18 protein-coding genes and 1 riboswitch are annotated in these 21,515 nt (G+C 48.4%); of the genes, 3 read left to right on the top strand and 15 right to left on the bottom strand.

Annotated features, from left to right (window positions below; translation table 11 throughout):
• Positions 1-40: 40 nt before the first annotated feature.
• From R2X38_RS08755 to R2X38_RS08740, 4 genes are all read right to left on the bottom strand, one after another.
• Positions 41-1,075 (bottom strand): ABC transporter substrate-binding protein, encoded by a 1,035-nt coding sequence (locus tag R2X38_RS08755; protein WP_317521857.1) that lies wholly within the window; start codon positions 1,073-1,075, stop codon positions 41-43.
• Positions 1,076-1,141: 66 nt separating this feature from the next.
• Entirely contained in the window at positions 1,142-2,446 is a 1,305-nt protein-coding gene (gene uhpC, locus R2X38_RS08750) for an MFS transporter family glucose-6-phosphate receptor UhpC (RefSeq protein WP_317521856.1), read from the bottom strand.
• A 96-nt stretch (positions 2,447-2,542) separates the two neighbouring features.
• On the bottom strand, positions 2,543-4,138 hold the full coding sequence (uhpB, locus tag R2X38_RS08745) for a signal transduction histidine-protein kinase/phosphatase UhpB (protein WP_317521855.1): 1,596 nt from the start codon (positions 4,136-4,138) through the stop codon (positions 2,543-2,545).
• Complete coding sequence (locus R2X38_RS08740) at positions 4,135-4,770, bottom strand: response regulator (protein WP_317521854.1); 636 nt, start codon at positions 4,768-4,770, stop codon at positions 4,135-4,137. Before R2X38_RS08740 ends, uhpB begins: the two co-directional genes overlap by 4 nt.
• 207 nt (positions 4,771-4,977) lie before the next feature.
• On the opposite strand from R2X38_RS08740, the gene R2X38_RS08735 reads away from it, so the two are divergent.
• The 3 genes from R2X38_RS08735 (at position 4,978) to melB (ending at position 9,239) form a co-directional block, all read left to right on the top strand.
• Complete coding sequence (locus R2X38_RS08735; RefSeq protein WP_317521853.1) at positions 4,978-5,175, top strand: hypothetical protein; 198 nt, start codon at positions 4,978-4,980, stop codon at positions 5,173-5,175.
• A gap of 250 nt (positions 5,176-5,425) precedes the next feature.
• Complete coding sequence (locus R2X38_RS08730) at positions 5,426-7,549, top strand: alpha-galactosidase (RefSeq protein ID WP_317521852.1); 2,124 nt, start codon at positions 5,426-5,428, stop codon at positions 7,547-7,549.
• Between the two features lie 319 nt (positions 7,550-7,868).
• The gene (gene melB / locus R2X38_RS08725) at positions 7,869-9,239 is read left to right on the top strand and encodes a melibiose:sodium transporter MelB (RefSeq protein ID WP_317521851.1); all 1,371 of its coding nucleotides are present in this window, start codon (positions 7,869-7,871) and stop codon (positions 9,237-9,239) included.
• Between the two features lie 110 nt (positions 9,240-9,349).
• Here the strand turns inward: melB and R2X38_RS08720 are convergent, their stop codons facing one another.
• From R2X38_RS08720 to R2X38_RS08670, 11 genes are all read right to left on the bottom strand, one after another.
• Entirely contained in the window at positions 9,350-9,961 is a 612-nt protein-coding gene (locus R2X38_RS08720; protein ID WP_317521850.1) for a CDP-alcohol phosphatidyltransferase family protein, read from the bottom strand.
• Positions 9,955-10,614, bottom strand: a complete 660-nt coding sequence (locus R2X38_RS08715; RefSeq protein ID WP_317521849.1) for an ATP-binding cassette domain-containing protein — start codon at positions 10,612-10,614, stop codon at positions 9,955-9,957. Before R2X38_RS08715 ends, R2X38_RS08720 begins: the two co-directional genes overlap by 7 nt.
• Positions 10,611-12,341, bottom strand: a complete 1,731-nt coding sequence (locus R2X38_RS08710) for an ABC transporter permease (protein WP_317521848.1) — start codon at positions 12,339-12,341, stop codon at positions 10,611-10,613. Before R2X38_RS08710 ends, R2X38_RS08715 begins: the two co-directional genes overlap by 4 nt.
• A 56-nt stretch (positions 12,342-12,397) precedes the next feature.
• Positions 12,398-13,573, bottom strand: coding sequence for an ABC transporter substrate-binding protein (locus R2X38_RS08705; RefSeq protein WP_317521847.1), 1,176 nt, complete (start codon positions 13,571-13,573; stop codon positions 12,398-12,400).
• Between the two features lie 16 nt (positions 13,574-13,589).
• Positions 13,590-15,884, bottom strand: coding sequence for a dihydrolipoyl dehydrogenase (lpdA, locus tag R2X38_RS08700; RefSeq protein ID WP_317521846.1), 2,295 nt, complete (start codon positions 15,882-15,884; stop codon positions 13,590-13,592).
• Between the two features lie 11 nt (positions 15,885-15,895).
• Positions 15,896-16,483: a carboxymuconolactone decarboxylase family protein gene (locus tag R2X38_RS08695; RefSeq protein ID WP_317521845.1), complete on the bottom strand. Its 588-nt coding sequence runs from the start codon at positions 16,481-16,483 to the stop codon at positions 15,896-15,898.
• Between the two features lie 140 nt (positions 16,484-16,623).
• A complete protein-coding gene (locus R2X38_RS08690) occupies positions 16,624-17,016 on the bottom strand; it encodes a hypothetical protein (protein WP_317521844.1) in 393 nt (130 codons plus the stop codon).
• A 221-nt stretch (positions 17,017-17,237) separates the two neighbouring features.
• The gene (locus R2X38_RS08685) at positions 17,238-17,828 is read right to left on the bottom strand and encodes a TfoX/Sxy family DNA transformation protein (RefSeq protein ID WP_317521843.1); all 591 of its coding nucleotides are present in this window, start codon (positions 17,826-17,828) and stop codon (positions 17,238-17,240) included.
• A 123-nt stretch (positions 17,829-17,951) separates the two neighbouring features.
• Positions 17,952-18,056: riboswitch (cyclic di-GMP riboswitch) on the bottom strand.
• A gap of 192 nt (positions 18,057-18,248) precedes the next feature.
• Complete coding sequence (locus tag R2X38_RS08680) at positions 18,249-19,253, bottom strand: substrate-binding domain-containing protein (RefSeq protein ID WP_317521842.1); 1,005 nt, start codon at positions 19,251-19,253, stop codon at positions 18,249-18,251.
• A gap of 378 nt (positions 19,254-19,631) precedes the next feature.
• Complete coding sequence (locus tag R2X38_RS08675) at positions 19,632-20,450, bottom strand: heme ABC transporter ATP-binding protein (RefSeq protein ID WP_317521841.1); 819 nt, start codon at positions 20,448-20,450, stop codon at positions 19,632-19,634.
• Positions 20,447-21,484 carry an iron ABC transporter permease gene (locus R2X38_RS08670; RefSeq protein WP_317521840.1) on the bottom strand — a complete coding sequence of 346 codons (1,038 nt, stop codon included), beginning with the start codon at positions 21,482-21,484 and terminating at the stop codon, positions 20,447-20,449. Before R2X38_RS08670 ends, R2X38_RS08675 begins: the two co-directional genes overlap by 4 nt.
• Positions 21,485-21,515: the final 31 nt, after the last annotated feature.

The following is a 21,515-nucleotide window of genomic DNA, read 5'->3' as shown; positions in this document are numbered from 1 at the left end:
TTGGTGCAGGACAGGGGCTGCTAGGCAGCCCCAAAGGAGATTATTGTCCCATCTTGACGACATTGACCCACTTGTTGATCAGACGTTTACGTTCATCAGACGAACCATATTTGTCCATGTCATAGCTGATCAGTGTTAGATCTTCAGGATTCAAGGCGTTTGGCGATTGCTTGGCCTTGATGTTGGTTAAGATCTGGAATGATTGGCCTTTCTGCCACGCTGTTTCCTGGCCTTCTTTTGAAAGCACAAAATCAACGAATTTCTTAGCGTTATCAAGGTTACGGGCACCTTTGATCACACTGACACCGCCGATTTCATACCCAGTACCCTCACAAGGTGAGATCAACTCAAGAGGTGCACCTTTTGATTGCTCCAATGAGTAGTCATGCAGGAAGCCGATGCCGATAGCAATCTCGCCACGAGCTGCATTTCGAGATGGGGTTACACCAGATTTGGTGTACTGAGAAACGTTCTTGTCCAGTGCCTTAAAGTAGTTGAAGGCTTTGTCTTCGTCCCAAAGTTGGATGAAGGTTGCCAGGGCGGTGTAGGCGGTGCCTGAACTTTGAGGATCAGCGATCTGGATCTCACCAGTGTATTCCGGCTTGGTTAGATCATTCCAGCAACGTGGGATTGGCAGGCCTTTTTCTGCAAGGCGCTCGGTGTTGACGCCAAAACCAAGAATACCCATATACACGGCAGATGAGTAGTTACCTTTGCGTTTGGCGGGATCTCGGAAGTCCGGCATGATGTTTTCAAGCTGTGGGGAAGGGTAGGCTTGCAGCAGGTTCATTTCACCAGCTTGAGATTGCGGATCAAGGGTACCGCCATACCAAACGTCAGCACGAGGGTTTTTCTTTTCAGCTTCGATTTTGGCCAGTGTGCTGCCAGAACCGTTGCGAACAAAAGACGTTTTTACGTTGTATTTTTCAGAGAAAGCTTTTGTCTCCGCTTCACACATCGCGTTGGTTGCACTGCAATATACGACTAATCGGCCGTCAGCCATAACTTGTGGAGCCGCAAACATTGAACCCAGAATACAGGCAGCGAGTAGCGAGCGTTTAGTTCTAACTTTCATTATTATTTCCTCTTGTTGTTTCCAACGTGTAGGGTTGGATAAGTGACAACGAGAGGAATCATAATTTTAGTTAACGGCGATCCCTGCCCGTTGCTGTGCTTTGACGAAAGGTAAAATCAGCAGTCCTATCGACGCTGCACACAGCGTGATGACACCGAAGAAACCTTCCCAGCTAAAATTCTCTATAAGCAGTGCCAGCGGATATCCGGCCAGCGCTGCTCCTAAGTAGGCGAACAGTCCGACAAACCCTGTCGCGGTGCCGGCTGCGTCTTTGTGCGAACACTCTGCCGCGGCCATGCCTATCATCATTTGCGGTCCAAAGACGAAAAAGCCGATGGAGAAGAAGCAACCCGATAACACCAATACGTTATCAAGAGGGGTCAGCCACAGCGCCGCGACAGAGATGAAAATCCCCAAAGCAAAAATCAGGTTCATCGGCGCTCGATTGCCACGGAAAAATTTGTCTGATCCCCATCCGCCAAACAGTGAACCGAGAAAGCCACCCACTTCAAACATGGATACGGTGGTGTTAGCTGTGATTAACGAGTAACCGTGTCGTTCGGTCAGATACAAATTCCCCCAGTCATTGATAGCAATGCGCACTACGTAGACCAGTAAATATGAGCTGCAAAGCAGCCAGATATACTTGTTACCCAAGACATAGGTTTTCAGGATCTGCTTGAATGACAGCCCTTTACCCTCGGCTTCATGCTGTTTTTCCAACTCGTCATCACGCCACTCGCCAACACTTGGTAAACCAAGGGTTTGTGGCTTGTCCCTTAGTCGAAAGCACAGTACCGTGCCTACGATGATGGCGAGCAGACCCGGCAAGATGAAGCCGTAACGCCACCCCCAACTGATTGCGATTATCCCAATCGAGACAGGGATAAGCGCGCCACTCAAGTTGTGGCAAGTGTTCCAAATCGACCACCAAAAGCCGCGCTCAGATCGTGAATACCAGCTGGTCAGCAATTTTGCACAAGGCGGCCAACCCCAGCCTTGAAATAAAGCGTTGAGTGTCCATAGCATCACGAAGGCAGAAAGTGATGAACTGAGCCCGAACAGTATGTTGATGACACCGGTTGCGATGAGGCCGAGCCCCATGAAATAGTTCGGTTTCGTCTGATCACTGACTATGCCGGACAGAAATTTCGATGCGCCATAAGTGATGTAGAACAAGGTGCCAAGTACGCCAAAATCGGCAGTGCTTAGCCCGAGATCGGACAGCATTGCAGGCATGGCAAAACTTAGGCTTTTACGGGTGAAATAGAACACCCCGTAGCCGATATACATCGCGGCCATCAAATGAAGACGCCAGTAGCGGTAGCTTTCGTTAACCTGGCTAGGGTTAGTTGCAACTGCGAACGTCATCACTTCTCCTTAAGTGCTGAAGTTGATGTTATTGACAAAGTGAATGAAAAGAATGAGACAGTTTCATAAATGACTAGGAAAATTTCCTAGTTAGGGTTAGGTGGTGTCGGATTTTGTGGGTAAGTTAACAGTTATACGGCAGCCAAGCTCATTGCTTCGAATCGTCATTTGACCGCCTAGGGCTTGAACCCGCTCTTCAATGCCCCTCAGTCCATGCCCACGGTTTCGCCAGTCTTCAGGCAGACCAATACCATTGTCTCGAAGTTCCAGGCTAAATTGGCTACCGGGCATCAAAGAGAGTTGAACCTCTGTCGCTTGGGCATGTTTGCAGATATTGTTCAGTAACTCTTGAACGATTCGGTATAGGGTCACGGCGGTGACTTCGTCTAACCGGTCAGCCAATATGCCAAAATTGAGCTTGAAATCGACATTCCGCTCTTTGAAACGCATTTCTGTTGCTAGCTGGCGGATTGCAGCCTCGAGACCCATTTCATCTAGAGCCTGTGGGCGTAGCTGCTTGAGTAATTGGCGGGTAGAAGTATGGATCCGCATGGCTAGCTCATGGGTGGTATCGGCTATTGTTTCTGCTTGTTCACTGTCTGCAAGCCTTTTCGCCAGCATAGATTGAATTTGTATTGCGGTAATGTTTTGGCCTATTTCATCGTGAAGCTCTCTGGCGACAGATTTACGAATATCTTCCTCGACGTGAACAAGCTGTTTGGCCAACTGCTTCTTATTGTGCAGTTCGGTCTGGAGATCTTCGTTGGCTTTTTTCAGTTGTTGGGACAGGAGGTATTGGCGGCTGATAGCAATACCCAAACCTAGACCGATCAACGCTTGAGTTGCAATAAAGCTTTGAAGTTCAAGATCGGACTCGAATGAACCAGAAATCTGCCGTGCAGTGGCGAGTAAGATACTGTTCATCACACTGGCGAGTACCCCGCCTTGCCAACCGTAGCGGTAAGCCATAAAAATATTTGGCAGGAGAAATAACAGCAGCGAAAGGGACTTCATCTCTTCGAGAAAGGTCAACTCTGCCACGAGGCCGATACTGAAAAAGACCAGGCACCACACAAGGGCAGAGCTGCGTAGCGTTATTTCCTGGTGGACGAGAGTCGGACTTAGTGGTTGCCAAATTTGGCGGTGAAGGTAGTCATAAAGCAAAAAGAAAAATGGCATTAAGAGAATACCGCCAGTCAAAGCCGAGACAGTCCCTTCTAAAGCGTAGTCGATGGTCATTCCCATCGGTTTGAAAACCATCAACAGGGCGATGCCACATAGGTTGGCATAAGCGAATGCAAAACCACACAGTGCCAACAATTGCTTCCAGTACACGTCTAATGTTCGCCAATAGGGCTGAAAAGCGATGGCCAAGCCATGGCTGAAAATGGAGAACAGCATAAGCAGGTACAGCGTGCTGTCATTACTGATGACTGGCAGCATGAGGGCAATCAGCCCTATCTCTCCCAAGGTAAACAGAGGCCATAGGCGGCGAGGGCTTAGCGCATAGACGGCCAGTTTCAAGCCCGTCGGGAGGAAGAGGCCAGCTAACAGCAGGTCGGGTACTAGGTAGCGACTGATGTTCCACAGGCAAAACCAGCTGATGGTATACACAACCAAGCTGAAAGCGTAGGTAAATGCGTGGGTTAGAATGAGCCTGGGCAGGTGCTGCCGTCGTGTGATGTCATTCATACTGGCTCGTCATTGAGCAATTTGTGGTGTAGGGCGAAACGAATTAAGTCGACATTATTGGAGAGCCCGAGTTTGCTAAGGATATTTGCGCGGTGAACGTGTATTGTTTTATGGCTGATAAATAGTTCACTGCCTATTTCTTTGACATCTTTCCCTAAAATCAAATGATCGAAGACTTCTCGTTCTCGCTTGGTGAGTTCATGCAGTACATCTGGCCCCGCAGACGCATTACTTAGATTAACCAGCGCATCAGCGCAAAGGTATCGGTCACCACTTGCGACGGTTCGTATCGCTCTGACAAGTTCGCTCGGGCCACAGCGTTTAGAGAGATAGCCATAAGCGCCCGCATCTATCGCTTTGCTGACAAAAGAGGCGGAATCGTAAATGCTCAGAATAATCGCTTTGAATTCAGGGTGCTTTTTGCGAAGCTTTTCCAGTAATACCAGCCCGCTTTCATCCGGCATCGAGATATCAATGACTGCCACATCGACCACAGCCTCTGAAAGCCCGCGGAATGCCTCTTTAGCGTTGCTGTATTCACTATGCACTTGAATATCAGGCTCTATGGAGAGTAATTGAGCAAACCCCGAGCGAACCACAATATGGTCATCAACTAAAGAGACAGAAATCATTTTTTGGAACCTACTTCATTGTCAGCAGGTTAGAAAATATCAATGTCATGATATGAATGCACATTAGAACAACGAAGGTGTGATAACTGTCGCTAAAGCCCGCTAGGGGAAGGGGGCTTCTCGAATGGAAGATCAGTGTCGGGGCAGCTTATCGGTTTTAAGTCTTCTATGCTTATAAGTGCCTTTTCACATTTGTAGGATCCGAACATGAAAAAGCTCATTGGTTTGCTAGGTATCATGTTGTTTAGCGTTTCTGTGCAAGCAGGGGGAAGTTCTGGTACTGGTGGCATACCTAGCCCCCCTTGTGTGATTGATGGCAAGCTCATTCATAAGCATGTCCTGATAACAGATTGCAACGCAATGAAGAAGGAAGCTGCCGACAAGAAGGCTTCCTCAACCTATTAGGTCTGGTTATAGGCTGGGTTACAGGATTAGTTACGGGGTCACGTATGATCCCGTTTTATTCACACTCAGTTCAATAACTGCTTCTATTCACGCGCCTTACTTTTGAAAGCACTATTTTACATAATTACTACTTTATTGATTGGTACTTTTAGTTGATAAAATGGAAACGTTTCCAGTGTGCGTGTTTGCTCACAGTATCTACTGGGTATTTCATTATGATCGAGTGAAATTTCATGCTTAATAGGAAACCATGATAATGGATAAGCAAATCATTCGTCTGAAAGGCCGACAGTCTGAAATGATCGTCGAAATTGGAGAAGTCGCTGAAGTGATCTACTGGGGTGAAGCACTTGCCGCGCTACCTCAAGGGGCAGATATTGCCTTGAAACGCCCAGTCCCTTATGGCCGATTAGATAATGATGTGCCTGTTTCATTGCATCCTGAGCTTGCGCGAGGCCTGTTCGGCAGCCCGGCTCTTGAAGGACACCGCAACGGCCAGCATTGGTCACCTGCTTTTACGCTTAGCTCGGTTCATCAAGAGGGAGGAAGCCTGGTGGTGGAAAGCCAGGATGCCAATGCTGGCCTGTCGTTAACCGTGAACCTGGAAGTGGATAGCAACGATGTTGTCCAACTCAAGCAGACCCTGACCAACATTGGCGAAGGAGAGTATCAGGTGAATCGCCTGGCTAATACGCTTCCTCTGCCTGAGCGCGTCAATGAGCTTCTGACCTATTATGGCCGCTGGGTCAAAGAGTTCCAGCAAGTACGGCAGCCTTTGTTGCAAGGGGGCTACCAGCAAGAAAACCGTCGTGGCCGTACGTCACATGAGCATTACCCGGCCTTCATTGCGGGTACTAAAGGTTTTGATGAGTGTGATGGTGATGTTTGGGGATTCCATTTGGCATGGAGCGGCAACCACCGGATGCGCGTTGACGTCAAGGCTGACGGAAGAAGGGTTGTCCAGACTGAGGCGTTGTACCTACCGGGTGAGGTGTCGCTACAACCGGGAGAGAGCCTAACCACGCCTGTACTGTATGCTACGCATAGTGCGAATGGCTTGAATCAGATGAGTCAGCAGTTCCATGGCCATGTGCGTGAGTCTATTTTGGCACCGCAAATCAGTGAGAAAGCCCGCCCAATCCACCTAAACACGTGGGAGGGGATCTATTTCGATCATGATCCTGAATATATCAAGGAGATGGCGACAGAATCAGCCAAAATGGGTGTTGAGCGCTTTATTATTGATGATGGTTGGTTCAAAGGGCGTAATGGTGACAAGGCTGCATTGGGTGATTGGTATCTTGATGAAACCAAGTATCCCGAGGGGCTTGAGGGCATCGTAAATCACGTGAACGAATTGGGGATGGAGTTCGGTTTGTGGTTCGAGCCGGAGATGATCAACAAGGACTCAGATCTTTACCGCAATCATCCCGACTGGCTGCTCGCTGTCGAGGGCTATGATCAGCCTACAGGCCGCAATCAGTATGCGATAAACCTGCAAAATGATGAGGCTTTTGAATACTTATTGGCAAGGCTTGATCACTTCCTATCGACCCTTAATATTGCTTATATCAAGTGGGACATGAACCGCGAGATTGTCCAACCGGGCCATCAGGGCCGTGCTGCCGGTAATAACCAGGTGATGCGATACTATGAATTAGTCGAGAAAATCCGCGCGCGCCATCCTGATGTGGAAATAGAGTCCTGTGCCGCTGGTGGCGGCCGGATTGATTACGAGGTACTTAAGCGCACCCACCGTTTCTGGACGTCAGATAATAACGATGCATTGGAACGCCAGCAGATCCAGCGTGGCTTTAGTTATTTCTTCCCACCTGAGGTGATGGGAAGCCATATCGGTGCGCGCCATTGCCACAGTACCCGCCGTACCCATGATATCTGTTTTCGTGGCCTGACAGCCTTGTTTGGCCATATGGGTATCGAGCTAGATCCGGTGAAAGAGGGGGCCGAAGAGAAGGCCGGATTCGAGCGGTATATTAAATTGCACAAGGAATACCGTAGCTTGCTTCATACTGGCAAATCTGTGCGCATCCCAGTTGATGATAGTGATAGCCAGTTAGCCAAGGCGGTGATCAGCCAAGATGGCAACGAGGCACTAGTCATGGTGGCTCAGGTGGCAATGCCTACAAACTCCTTGAGTGGTGCGTTGAGGATCCCTGAGCTGGATGCCAGCAAATCCTATAAGATATCCGTGATTGATCATCCAGTTAATTTCCATGAAGGCTTGGTAAACCAACAACCAGCATGGACGAAACAGCCGGTGTCATTGAGCGGGGAATGGTGTCAGAAGGCCGGGTTAGCCATGCCTGTCCTCGATGCCGAGAGCGCTATTTTAATTAAGCTGGTTGCTGTGTAATTACTGTCAGGTAAAACTGAACGAAATAACGGGGCCTTATTGGTCCCATTTTTTGACCCACTTGCAGTACGACGTGTTGTTAATTATTGCTTAAACATTGCTGTGAAGATGCGTTAAGTGATCAAAATCGCACTTTGGCATTCTATTCATGGAATCCATGGAAACGTTTCCATGGGTGGGGGTTGGATCACAGTTATCCTTCTGTAGATCCTTAATATACCTTTTGAGCCCAGAGCTTGATGGATACAAAAAATTAAATAAATGCTGTACGCATCCCTTTAGTTAGGGAAGGGGTGTGGAACAGACTGAAGGATAAAACATGTCTGACAAAATCACACTACAAACCAAGTTATCATATGGCCTCGGTGCACTCGGTAAAGATTTCGCGTGTGCACCAATCTATATTTTCTTGATGTTCTACTTCACGGATGTAGCTGGCCTGTCTGCTGCCTTTGTGGGTACAATCTTCCTTGCAGCCCGAATTATCGATGCGGTTACTGATCCGATGATGGGGGTGATTGTTGATAACACCCGTTCTAAGTTCGGTAAATTCCGTCCATGGATTGTCATCGGTACACTACTGAACGCTATCGTATTGGTTGGCTTGTTCAGTACCCATATGTTCGAAGGTCCAGCCCTTTACCTTTACGCAGCTGCTGCATATATCCTTTGGGGTTTGACTTACACCATTATGGATATCCCTTACTGGTCAATGATCCCTGCGCTTTCAAGCGAGCGTCAAGAGCGTGAAAAACTAGTGGTGTGGCCGCGTCTTTTTGCTAGCCTGGCATGGTTTATCACGGGTACTTACGGCCTGCACATTGTTGGGGTACTGGGTGAAGGCAACCAAGGTGATGGTTTCTTCAACGTGGCAATGCTGATCGCTGTTCTGTTTGTGATGAGTGCATTCCTGATTGCCCGTAACGTTAAAGAAAAAGCGGCGCCAGCCAACGCAAAACCGGCTGAGAAATTTAGCTTCAAAGATGTACTGGTGATCATCGGTAAGAACGACCAGCTTAAAGCACTGATCGGTACCGTACTTTCATTCCAGATTGCTAACCTGCTTGTGGGTGGTTTTGCAATCTACTACTTCTCTTACGCACTGGGTAATCCTGAGCTGTTCCCTGTCTATATGATGGTTGCAGGTGCGGCGGAAGTGGCAGGTGTGTTCTTGTTCCCTCGTATCGCGGCTAAGCTGCCTCGTAAGCACCTGTGGAAAATGGCGTGTGGCTTCCCGATTTTGTCTTGCATTGTCCTACTTGTAATGGGCGTCATGTTCCCGGGCAACGCTTTCCTTATCGGCCTAGCGGGTGCTGCCATCAAGTTTGGTGTCGGTATTGCCAACGCCCTACAGACGGTGATGCTTGCTGATGTCGTGGACTATGGTGAGTACAAAACTGGCCGCCGCAGTGAAAGTGTGATCTTCTCGGTTCAGACTATGCTGGTTAAGTTTGCCGGTGCGGCAGGTGGCTTCATTGTCGGTGTAGGCTTGTCAGTGGTGGGCTATGTACCAAATGTCGAGCAGACAGCAGAAACGATTATGGGTCTTCACTTTATGATGGTAGGTCTGCCAGCAATCTTGATGGCAGTGAGTGGCTTTGTCTACCAGCGCTACTACCGCTTGCACGATGGCTTCAATAAAGATGAAGTGGAAACAGCTGCAGTGAATGCTAAACCTGTAGAAGCATAATCACTGGCCTGAAGACAAGAATCTATAATAGGTCTAATAAACAAACAGCTACTTCCGGGTAGCTGTTTTTGTTTTTCTTGAACCCAGTTGGTTTGGTTCAAGCCGAGTGACTAAGCCTCTTTCAGGGTTTGGTAGCCCGCCCAGATACGTGTCGTTGTGGTGATCCAGCACAGCGTGCCGAATACCCAAGCAATGGTAGCGAAGTGGGCCGGGAACAGGCAAAACAGCACGAAACAGGCAATGGTTTCAGTCCCTTCGGTCAAACCGCCAATATAGTAAAGCGACTTCTGCTTGTATACCGGGCTTTCGATGTTACGTTTGCCAGCCATGATGGCAAAGCTGAGGAAGCTCGAGCCGGTGCCGATAAATGAGAAAATAAGGAAAGCCCCCGCCACCGCGTTGGCATCTGGGTTGGCCAATACAAAACCGAACGGCACCATGGAATAGAAAAGAAAATCCAAGGTGATATCAAGAAAACCACCACAGTCAGTGATCCCTTGGCGGCGAGCGATCGCGCCATCGAGACCGTCAAAGATCCGGTTGATGATAATAAAGCCCAATGCCCAATTGTAAGCTTCCAGTGCCAAGGCGGGCAGGGCAAACAATCCAATGACAAAGCCTGCTAATGTCACCTGGTTGGCAGTAATACCGAGTTTATCCGGCAGTGCAGAAAAAGTCGTAAGTGGCCAGCGGATCACCTTGATCGCGTATCTATCTAGCATGTTGGTTGTTCCTGAACAGCGGTTGTCCATGGCCAGTCCAAGACCCGGCCTTGTGGAGGTATATCATCATGATCATGGGTAACCATGATCGCGGGGATCTGGCGACTTTGAATTTGATCGAATACAAACTGGCGAAATTCATTGCGCAAGGCTTTATCCAGTTTGCTAAATGGTTCGTCTAGTAGTACTGCCTTAGGCTCTGACAGCAACATCCTCATCAAGCTGATCCTTGCACGCTGGCCGCCGGATATCTCGTTAGGCTGTTTGCCGGCCAGTTGAGATAAGCCAATGGCTGCCAAAGTCGTCTCAGCGCGTTCTATACGCTCTTGACCTCTGTAGCGGCGAGGAATACCAAACATGAGGTTTTCCAACACGCTGAGGTGGGGGAAGAGCAGATCATCTTGAAACAGCAGGCCGATTTTTCTCTGATCGGGCGCCAAATCCATCACACTTGTGCCGCTGAGGGTCACATCACCGGAAAAAGAGAAGTCAGTAACAAGATGTCCGGCAATCGCACTTAATAAAGTTGATTTTCCACAACCGCTTGGGCCCATCAAGGTGAAAACTTCACCAGGGCTAACATCAAAGCTAACCGGTGAGAACAGGGCTTTTTCACCGTGCTGGATGGCTAGGTTTTTCACAGATAAAGTCATCCGTGAGTGTACTCCTTTGATTTATTGGATATATGAGTATTTTGTAGCGAGTACTGGCGATAGTGTCGCCAGCGATAGCTCAGGCGGTTTGCTACTATCGCCAGAGTAAAGAAAACGAAAGGCAGTATGCCTTGCAGCAAGCCATATATCGCCATGACCCTGCGGTCCTGACCACTGGCAAGGGCAACAGCCTCAGTGGTGACGGTACTGATCCGTCCTGCACCAAGCATTTGTGTAGGTAGATATTGTGCAAGACTTACGCTGATCCCAATAGCCAGCCCGAAAATGATGGCAGGTTGAACCTGGGGGCGTTTTACTCGCCACCAGGTTTGCCATGCGTTCAGGCCTAAGCTTCGGCTGCATTGATCGAGGCGAACGTCATAGCTTCGCCATGCACCGTCCAAGGCGAGATACATATAAGGGAAGACAAATAGTAAATGGCTCCAGCTTACCCAAAGCCAGTAGTGCTGGCCGGGGATCATGTATGTCACGATCTGGATCCCGAATAGTAAAGAGAGCTGAGGCGTCACCAGGGGTATCGCGATAAGCCAGACTGGAATGGCGCGTTGGTATTTTTGGCGATATTCCAGGCATGCAATCACTAACAGCAGAGCGACCGTGCTGGAGACGATCGCCAGCGATAAGCTGGTGCCCATGAGATCAGCTAAGGTTGGCAGCTCTTGTTGCCAGAATCGATCGCTATAGCGGCTCGGTAATAAGTCGGGAAAACGCCAACGTTGGGCAAACGACCAGATTATCAATAGCGGAACGATCATAACGGGAATAGCGATAAATGGGCTGTATAACGCTAGGTGACGCTTGGGTTTTTGCTTGGTGTTTCTTATTGTTTGGGCACCTTTGGTTATCCAACCTCGCTGGTGCTTGAAGCTAAACCACTCGACAAATTTGATAAGACCTAGGCTGGCAGCGGTAATGATAAGTAACAGGCATGCACCTGCAGCTGCACGAGGAAGCTGCTGAAGATCGGGATCGTTAAACCATTGCCATACCAGAACAGACAGGGTGGATGGGCGTGTTGGGCCCAAAATCAATGCAACATCCACGACCGATAAGCCATAAGCAGCAACCGCAAACAGGGATAGGCGCAATTTGGGAAGCCATTGCGGCAGAATCACTTTTCGCCATGTTTCAAAATGGCTGTAACCTAAGCTGGCAGACACTTTACCGAGTTGCTGTACGCTGAGCTGTTTGAGGATAGGAATGCTCATGATCAGCAGAAAGGGCGTTTCCTTAATCGCCAGTGCCAACATCAGCCCGAACCCGTAGTTATCTTGAATAAGGTTGCTTTGGAGAAGGGCTATTCCCGCCAAATCCGATATTCCAAGTGCATCGATGAGCCTGAAAAACCAGCCGGTAGGAGAAAATAGCAAAGCAAAACCAATCGCAAAGGCAACATGCGGCATGGCCAGCATGGGGGAGAGTGTGCGTTCAAGTTTCTGCCAACGCGCAGTACCCCAATAACGCTTCAGGATGGAATAGGTAAAAAACAACGCGAGAGCGGTGCTGCCAAGGCCTGCGAACAAGCTTAAGCCGATAGATGCCGTTAGGTTAGGCCATGTAGCCACATCATTAAACGCCGAGATGGAGACATTGTTGAAGCCTAATGTCGGGATCCAAGAAAGCGAAGGAAGTAACAACCCGATAATGCCTGGCAAGAGGGGCAAAAAACAAAGAATAAGGGCGAAAATAAAAAATAGATGAATCATAAATTACTCATTGGGTGGGCGCTAACTCCCACCCGTTAGGCTTAGCCTTTTTAATTTTAGCTGCCGTAGCGCTTTTGCCACTCCAGCTCAATGGCGGTCAGCCAGCTTGGATGTGGTTCAGGGATCGATTTGAACAATGAAAAGCCTTGCGCGCCACTTTTAGCCATAGACTCTGGTTTCAAAACAGATGGGTCTCCCCAGATTTTGGCATCAGCTTTACGTGCTTGTGCGTCAGGGCTCATCAAGAAGTTGATGGTTACCAGAGCGCCAGCTTTCGCTTGGGCATTCCACGGAATCGCCAAAAAGTGGATATTGGACAAGGCACCTTGTTCAAAGGCATAGGTTTGCGCGGTATCAACCAAGTTGCCATTTTCAATCGCGGCATTGGCAGCATTAGGATTGAACGTAATGGCCAGCAGTAATTGCTGATCATCAAGTAGCTGGATTGTCTCGCTGGTTCCTGATGGGAAGCGCTTGCCTTGCTGCCAAGCTACAGGGTGGAGCTGATCAAGGTATTGCCACAACGGTGCAGTCACCTGTTCAAAACGCTGGCGTTCCTTTTGGCTGTCTATTGCTGAGTAGAGTGAGTCCGGCTCGCTGGTCAGCTCCAGCAAAGCGGCTTTCAAGAAGCTGCTGCCGTGAAATTCTGGTGGTTGCGGGTAGCTCACCTTGCCCGGGAATGCTTTGGCCAAGCTCAGCAGCTCAGCAAAATTCTTCGGTGGGTTGTTCAGGGTTTCTTTATCATGGATAAAGACTAACTGGCCGACACCCCATGGAGCTTCCAAGCCGACCGTTGGTTCGGTGAAGTCTTCATCGATTGGCAGGCGGGTATCCACATACTGCCAGTTAGGCAGTTGCTGGGTAAATGGGCCATGCAGCAGGTTGCTCTGTTTCATCGAGCGGAAGTTTTCACCATTGATCCAAACCAGATCGACACTGCCGCCTTCGTTTTTACCTGCGGCTTTTTCTGCCAGCAGACGCTGAGTAGTCTCGGCGATGTCGGCAACTTTTACATGTTTGAGGCTGACACCATATTGGGCTTGCAGCTGGCGAGCAGCCCAGCGTAGGTAATCATTAATTTCTTGGCTGCCACCCCAGGCATTGAAATAGACAGTTTGCCCTTCAGCCTGCTTAACAATGTCATCCCAGCTTTGTTCTGGTTCGGGAGCCGCTTGTGCCGTGCTAAGGCCAGAGGCCAGCGCAAGCGCCAGCCCCAGGAGTGTTTTCTTCATGATCCTTTTCTCATCCCTATTTTTCGCTCAGCGCACCTTCATTGCTGCGCTTTGATGATGTTTCAACGGTATCTATTTTAACGCTGTCTCTTTCAACCCTGTTTACTTCAACAGCGCTCGCTGATTCAGCCTCATGCTTGCTATCGGCAACTTGCTCGCCTTTGCGCATCCAGCCATGGTATTTCTCAACCAGTGTTAGCAGACCTTGTGGAGCATTAGCTTGTTTCCATACCCCTGCCGTGTATTTTGCGGCTTCACTCATAGTTGGGTAAGGGTGGACGGTACCCAGGATTTTGTTCAGTCCGAGGCCGTGGCGCATCGCAAGGGTAAATTCGGCAAGCAATTCGCCTGCATTATGACCAACAATGGTCGCCCCAAGGATTTTATCCTTGCCTTTTGGTGTGATGACTTTGATAAAGCCATGATCCTCACCATCGGTAATTGCACGGTCCAAGTCATCAATACCATAGGTAACAATATCAAAATCAATACCTTGTTGCTTTGCTTCTTTCTCATTGATACCGACACGGGCCACTTCTGGCGAAGTATAAGTCGCAGCGGGTACTACCGAGTAATCGGCTTTGAATTTCTTGAACTGGCCAAATAGCCCGTTCACTGCGGCATACCATGCCTGGTGAGCGGCGGCATGGGTCAACTGGAACGGACCGGCAACATCGCCGACGGCAAAGATGTTCGGGTATTTGGTTTGCAGGTATTCATTAACCTCGACAGTGCCACGCTGTGAGGTGGTAATACCCAGCTTCTCAAGGCCGAAACCTTGCACATTGGCAACACGGCCCAGAGCCAGCATCACGGCGTCAAACTCAACGGTAAGTGATTGACCATTAGTGGTTTCCAGCAGCACACGTTGCTGCTCGTTACCGTGCTCATCGGTAACACGTTCGAATTTAACCGCTTTATGGCCAGTTTTAATGTCTACACCGTTTTGCTCAAGGCTGGATTTGACCAAAGCGGCGGCATCACTATCTTCACGAATTAGCAGCTGATCAGCCATTTCGACCAAGGTGACATCGCTGCCAAGACGCTGGAAGCTTTGTGCCAGCTCACAACCAATTGGGCCACCACCCAATACCAGTAGGCGCTGAGGTTGCTCAGTCAAAGACCAAATAGAATCTGAGGTTAGGTAGTTAACTTTATCCAAGCCAGGGATACCGGGTACCAGCGGGCGGGCACCCGTGGCAATCACGATATTGCGGGTCGTGATACGTTCACCGTTCACTTCGACTTCCCAAGGCGAGAGAATAGTCGCTTCACCTGAGATACAGTTAACGCCAAGTTTACTGTAACGCTCTACGCTGTCATGCGGCTCAATTTTTCCGATCACGTTGTGGATACGTTGCATGACTTTGGCAAAATCCACCTTGGCTTCACCGGTTTCGATACCAAAATCCTTGGCTCGGGTAATTTCAGCCATGGTGTGGGCAGCGCGGATAATGGCTTTGGATGGCACGCAACCAGTATTAAGGCAGTCACCTCCCATTTTATGTCGTTCAATAAGGGTCACTTTGGCTTTTACTGCGGCAGCGATATATGCGCTAACCAACCCACCGGCACCAGCGCCAATGACTACCATATTTTGGTCAAAATGGTTTGGCTTTTCCCAATCAGCGTATACGCGGCGCTTGTTGAGAACTTGCATTACGGCTTTGGCGATAAGTGGGAAGATACCGAGTAGTACCAACGACACCAATACTGGCGCAGAGATAATGCCGCTTAGGCTGTCAATCTGGCCCAACTGGGTACCGGCGTTAATGTAGACGGCGGTGCCTGCAAGCATACCCAGCTGGCTGACAAGGTAATACATACGGGTGGTGATAGGTGTTAGGCCCATCAGCAAGTTAACGATGAAAAACGGGAATACCGGGATCAAACGTAACGTGAAGAGGTAAAATGGACCGTCTTTCTCAATACCTCGGTTAATCGCAGATAAGCGGTGACCAAACTTTGCCTGTACCCAGTCACGCAGGATATAACGGCTAAACAGGAAGGCGAGGGTAGCACCAATCGTGCTGGCAAAGGAAACCAGTAGTAAGCTCCACCAGAACCCGAACAAGGCTGCGCCGAGCAAGGTCATAATTGCAGCGCCCGGCAATGACAGGGCTGTGACGACAATGTATAGAACAAAGTAGACCATGCTTGATAAGAAAGGCTTAGCATGGATGGTGTCAGTCAGTGCAATTTGCTGTGCCTTGGCTTGTTCAAGGGTAAAGTACTGGCCAAGATCAAATGCATACCAAATAGCAATCAGGGAAACAACAACACTGATCACCAGCAGTTTTTTTCTGTCCATAATTTGCTCCTTTATTTGTCCGTATGAGTAGGGGCATCATCGGATTGCTGTTGACCGGGTTGGATCGGGAGTGAACAGAAACCTTGGTCAGGTACATCAAGTGCGGTGTTAAATTTTGCCGATAGGTTTTGAAATGCAATCAGAGCGGTTAAATCAACAATAGCATCTTCATCAAACCATTGTTTCAAGTCTGCAAGCATGTCATCGGTAACGCGTTGGCCGGTAATGGTCATCGCTTCTACATAGCTCAGGACGACTTGCTCCTGCTGGTCGAAAAGTTCACTGTGCTGCCAGTTGGCAAGTGCTTTGATTTTATCGACAGAATCACAACGCTCGGCAAGCTTCATGCCGTTGGCATCGACACAGAATGCGCAGTCGTTTAGCTGGGAGACCCTGACGCAAACCAGTGAACGAATTACTGGGCTTAGCGGGGATGAGCGGCGATCCAAATAGCCAAAGAATCCAGCAACGAGCCAAAATAGCGTCGGACGACGCCCCCACAGCTTGGCGGGATTTAGCACTTTGCCGTAATGGCGTTTTTGTAGCCATAGCAGTGGCTTGATAAATATTGAGTAGTTTTCTTTGGCGGAAATGCGCACGGTGACCCCTTGTCTCTTTGTTATGCTACTATGAGCCTATCAGGATAGCGGCGGTAATTATTACCGAAATTATCAGATAGTTATGAGACAAAGACCTTACTAGGAAGCAAATTATTTCACTTATTGGCAAAAATAAGTGTTTAGTTGACCGAAATATGTACAGTTTGCGGTTTGGGGTGGGTGATCACCTTCTCAGAAGAGAGCTCTGTGAGCACAATATAGCCGCAGGCCATCAAAGGGACAAAGGCCAGCAGCATGGTTTTACCAATATGGTAATTACGGTACCAGTATTTGCGTGCTCTGATTTTCAGCATCAGGCCCCAAAATAATAGCAGCGCATTTAAGCTTGCCATTGACACCAGTAAGTTGTGAAGTGACTGATAGGTGGCGATGTTATTCTGTACAAGAATAAAAGCGACGAGAGGAGGAAGCAGACTGAACAAAGCAAGTAGGCGCATGAGTCGCGGCCACTTGCCAAACTTATCCTTGAACATTTTATCGCTCTGTCCTGGAAAAGGTTTGGAACAGTTCATAATTACCCCCTAGTGCTATTTTGAAACATATTTTACAAGTGTGAGTTTGCAATAAAAGGGTGTTGAGCAATTTATAAACAGCGTTGTGAGATAATTCAATATTTAACGAAAATTGACAAAAAGTTGTCAATGGAATGATTGATTATTGACACATATCATTGATGGAATAAATACAAAAAAGAGACCTTGATGGTCTCTTTATATATATGCAATTAATTTTGCTAGCTTAATTTTGCTAGTAACTCAGAGCGGCGATCTTTTGGAATAACTGACCAGTGTTGGCCGCTAATTGCCCCCTCTAGGGCCCAAAGCAAGTCAATGCTCACGGTGCCTTGGTGGGTATCTTGCAATGCTTTAAAGGCATTGATTGAACCTGCCTCCATTAATTCGTCCACAGTGCAAATACCTGCTTTCTTGAGCATTCTTTCATTTGCCAAGCGAAGGTTTGGTAGGTCTTTTATTCGATCTGGTGATGCTTTTTCTTTTGTTTCTTTATCAACTTTCGCAGCATCTAGAGAACGAGTAGCCTGTTCGACGATTTTTGCAGTGTCATTCCACCATTCATCAGGAATTGCGTAATGTTTGGTTACAACTGGAAAGCCGCGCTTTTTATATATGTACGGTTTTAGTCCTGCCTTTTTATATTCTTGTTCGTTTTTTGCGTTAGCGCGAAGATGAAGTTTGTCATTTACTACGAGTGCAAACATTGTTTCACCCGCAAAAATACCAAAGCCACCAAACATTGAACGCGATTTAACGTTATCGAAACAACTAAACAGGCGTAAAGATTCTTTTAAAATTGGTTTGTCCATGCTTCTTCTCGGTGAAAATTTCTTGGGTCACCTAACAACAGAGCGAGGATTCAAGAATAGCAAATATCAAGACATTACACTGTCAGGAGAAAGTAAGACTTTCTTGACACAGTTGCTATATCCATCGGCAACCCCGCTACCATAAGTTGACTGAGTTAATAAAACCCGACGACTCTTAGGCCGGAAGCTTTGCGTCCCTACCTTTCGATAGGTTTGCCTTGTTCGTGACAATTTAAGAATATCTCAGAAGATATTTTTGAACTTGATCGCAACTTTGTAAATGTGATGTTGGTTCCAGAAATTGCCGTCGATTTCTGCTCGTGAATGAATTTTTTTGTCCCAAAACATAAGTTGATAGCAATAAAAAACGGAGGTACAAGCCTCCGTTTGGATTCTAAAAAAGTAAACGCTGGCGGTTACTTAGTTCAACTTCTTAACCGAGTTACGGATCACCAACTCAGGCACCATTTCGAATACCTGTGGTGCGTGCTCTTTGTCTTTCACACGGTGCATCAAGATTTCAACCGCGCTCTTGCCCAGGCGACGTTTAGGCTGGTGAATAGTGGTTAGCGGTGGTGAGAAGTAAGGTGCCAGATCGATATTGTCGTAGCCGATGATAGAGATATCTTCCGGTACGTTGATACCAGCTTGCTGAAAGGTACTGATCATCGCCATAGCCATGATGTCGTTGAAACAGAATATTGCGCTAGGGCGCTCTTCCATCGCAATGATCTGTTTGGCAGCAGTGACCGCTGACTCACACTCGAAGTCACCTTCAAGAATCCAGTCTTCATTGACTTCGAGACCAGCTTCACTCATTGCTTTACGGAAGCCTTTCAGGCGCTCACGGCATGCCGTTTTCTCGCTATGGCCGGTTAAGCAACCAACGGCTTTGTGGCCATGCTCGATGAAGAATTTGGTCGCGACATATCCGCCAAGTTCGGCGTTATCTTGGATTTTATCTGTGTGCGGGCTCTCTGGACCCCAGTCCATGATCACCATAGGCGTTTCTTTCTGGCGTTCCAGTAACCCCAGAAGCTGCTCATCTAAGTCTGAACACATAACAAGAAGGCCATCTACACGCTTCTCGGCCAGCATGCGTAGGTAATCACGCTGCTTAACCAGGTTACCTTCGGTATTACATAAGATCAGGGTATAGCCTGCGCCGTAGCAGAATTCTTCAACGCCATGTACCACTTCGGCAAAGAAAGGGTTGGTCGATTTGGTCACCAACATGCCAATGGTTCTTGTTGTGTTGCATTTTAGGCTTCGCGCAACCGCACTAGGTGCGTAATTCAACTCATCTACCGCAGCTAGCACTTTCTTTTGGGTTGCTTCTGCGACGAAGCGAGTTTTGTTAATCACGTGAGAGACTGTGGTTGTAGATACACCAGCCATACGTGCAACATCTTTAATCGTTGCCATAGTTATTCTTCTAATAATAAAGGTCAGAGAACCTTATAAATTAATCATTTACTCAACAGAAAAATGAACTAGTTCACCGTCTTCTATTCGAGTAGCTCATTGTTCTGTTGGGTACGAAAAGCAGAAACGGCAAAAGGCCGCATCTCAAATGGGCGGCTCTCTACTGACATTTCTGCTGCATGCATGATGTGCATATCGCACATGTTGCATGGTTTAATCGCTTGCGTTCACATTTTACTTAGTGTGGCCCAGAGTGCAATGCTTGTTATCTCAAATTGCAATTTTCATGGCTTACATTCGATAATTTGCTTGAGAGAAAGACAACAGGGCCAAATTTTGGCCCTGTTGTCTATCATTCTATGCAACGGTTAAAGTCAGCTATGCTGCTGGTAATACAATCGGGTAACCATCGACAGGGTGCTGGGTAATGCATACTGGCCAGCCATAGACAGACTCTATGGTTTCTGCCGTCAGTGCCTGATGCGGTTTACCATCGGCCTGTATCTTGCCATGGTTAATGATAACCAGCCGGTCTGCATATTGAGCAGCAAGGTTAAGATCATGAATCACAATAATCACGGCGGCTCCTGCTTGCGCCATGTGTTTGGCAACAAGTAGTGCATTGTGCTGGTGGGCAAGATCTAGTGCTGAGGTAGGCTCATCCAACATCAAGATGCAGTTTTCACCTGCTTGGCTTAACTGCGTGAGGACCCTGGCAAAGTGAACCCGCTGTTTTTCGCCGCCAGACATGGTTGGGTAGAGGCGGGGACCAAGATCGGTCACACCGACCATATCCATTTTTTCATACGCAATTTGCTTTGTTTGGGCATTCGGCAGTTCGAGTGGTAGCGCACCGAGCTCAACGACCTCCTGTGCCGTGAAAGCAAACGTCAATGAGCTGTGCTGGGGAAGGACACCAAGATGTTTCGCCAATTGCGCTGGTGGCCAATCTTGTCGAGGGTAGCCGAATAGGTCGACATTACCTTCGGCTTCTACTTCGCCACACATAACTTTTAACAAGGTACTTTTTCCTGCTCCATTTGGCCCTAGCAGAGCTGTCAGTTGGCCGCGTTTGATTTGTAGCGAGAAATCATCAAGCAGCGTTTTACCCCCTAGGCTGAGTGACAGGTTTCGTGCTTCAATGGCAATGTCATTGTTAGGACCTTGTTGATGCGCCGAGTTGGTTTGCTGGCTCATGACAGTCTGCCTCTTTGCTTGATCAATAAGTAAATGAAGAATGGTGCACCAAGTAATGCAGTAATGATCCCCACTGGCAGCTCTGCTGGCGCAGCCACAACACGGGCTAGCATGTCTGCAACCAATAAGATCAATGCGCCAAGCAAGGCGGATAGAGGTAGCAAGGTTTTATGGTTTGGCCCGGAAATCATACGGCCAATGTGCGGTACGATAAGCCCAACAAAACCAATCACCCCAGTTAGTGATACGGCAATCCCGACACCGGCGGCACACAGCAAGATCAACATGCGCTTCAAGCGTTGGACGTTCACCCCAAGGTGTTTGGCTTCCGCTTCGCCGAGCAAAAAGGCGTTTAGCGCGTTTGCATTGCGATCAAAAGAGAACAGCAGGGCGATCAAGGTTATGTAGGCAAGGCCAATTCCTGGCCACGTAGCGCCAGCCAGAGAGCCCATTGTCCATAATGACAAATCACGCAGCGCTTGGTCATCCGCATAATAGTTCATCAGACCCAGTGCTGCGCCTGACAGGGCGCCGATGGCTACACCGGCTAGCAACATAATGGTAACGGATGTCCCGTTTTTATCTGTGCCGAGCTGGTAGACCAAAAACGTACTGACAGCACCGCCAATAAAGGCGAAAACAGGCACTGTTCCCAGAGTTAACAGCAGCGGAAAGCTTGCGGCTAATGGCGCGAAGATAACAATGGAAAGCGCTGCGCCCAGACTTGCCCCCCCTGAGACGCCAATGATTCCAGGGTCGGCAAGAGGGTTGCGGAATAGCCCCTGCATCACGGCCCCACACAGTGCCAAAATGGCACCGATGGCCATGCCTAGTAATGTTCGTGGAAGGCGAATTTGGTGAATGACGATTTCAATATGGGCCGGTAAATCCAGCTGAATAGGGAGTAGAGCTTTGAAGCTGTCAGCAAAACTGATATTCATCGGACCCACCGCAATTGATGAGGTGACAGCCATTACCAGACATGTCAGGCCAATAGGAAAAACAATGCTGGCAGGAATTCGTTGTAACTGCATAATAAAAACTACTGCTTAGATGAACGGCAAA

Source organism: Photobacterium rosenbergii (assembly GCF_033022775.1).
In the GTDB taxonomy this organism is placed as follows: Bacteria; Pseudomonadota; Gammaproteobacteria; order Enterobacterales; family Vibrionaceae; genus Photobacterium; species Photobacterium rosenbergii_A.
Note: the sequence above shows the minus strand (reverse complement) of the source record. Positions and strands in the feature narration are given on the sequence as shown.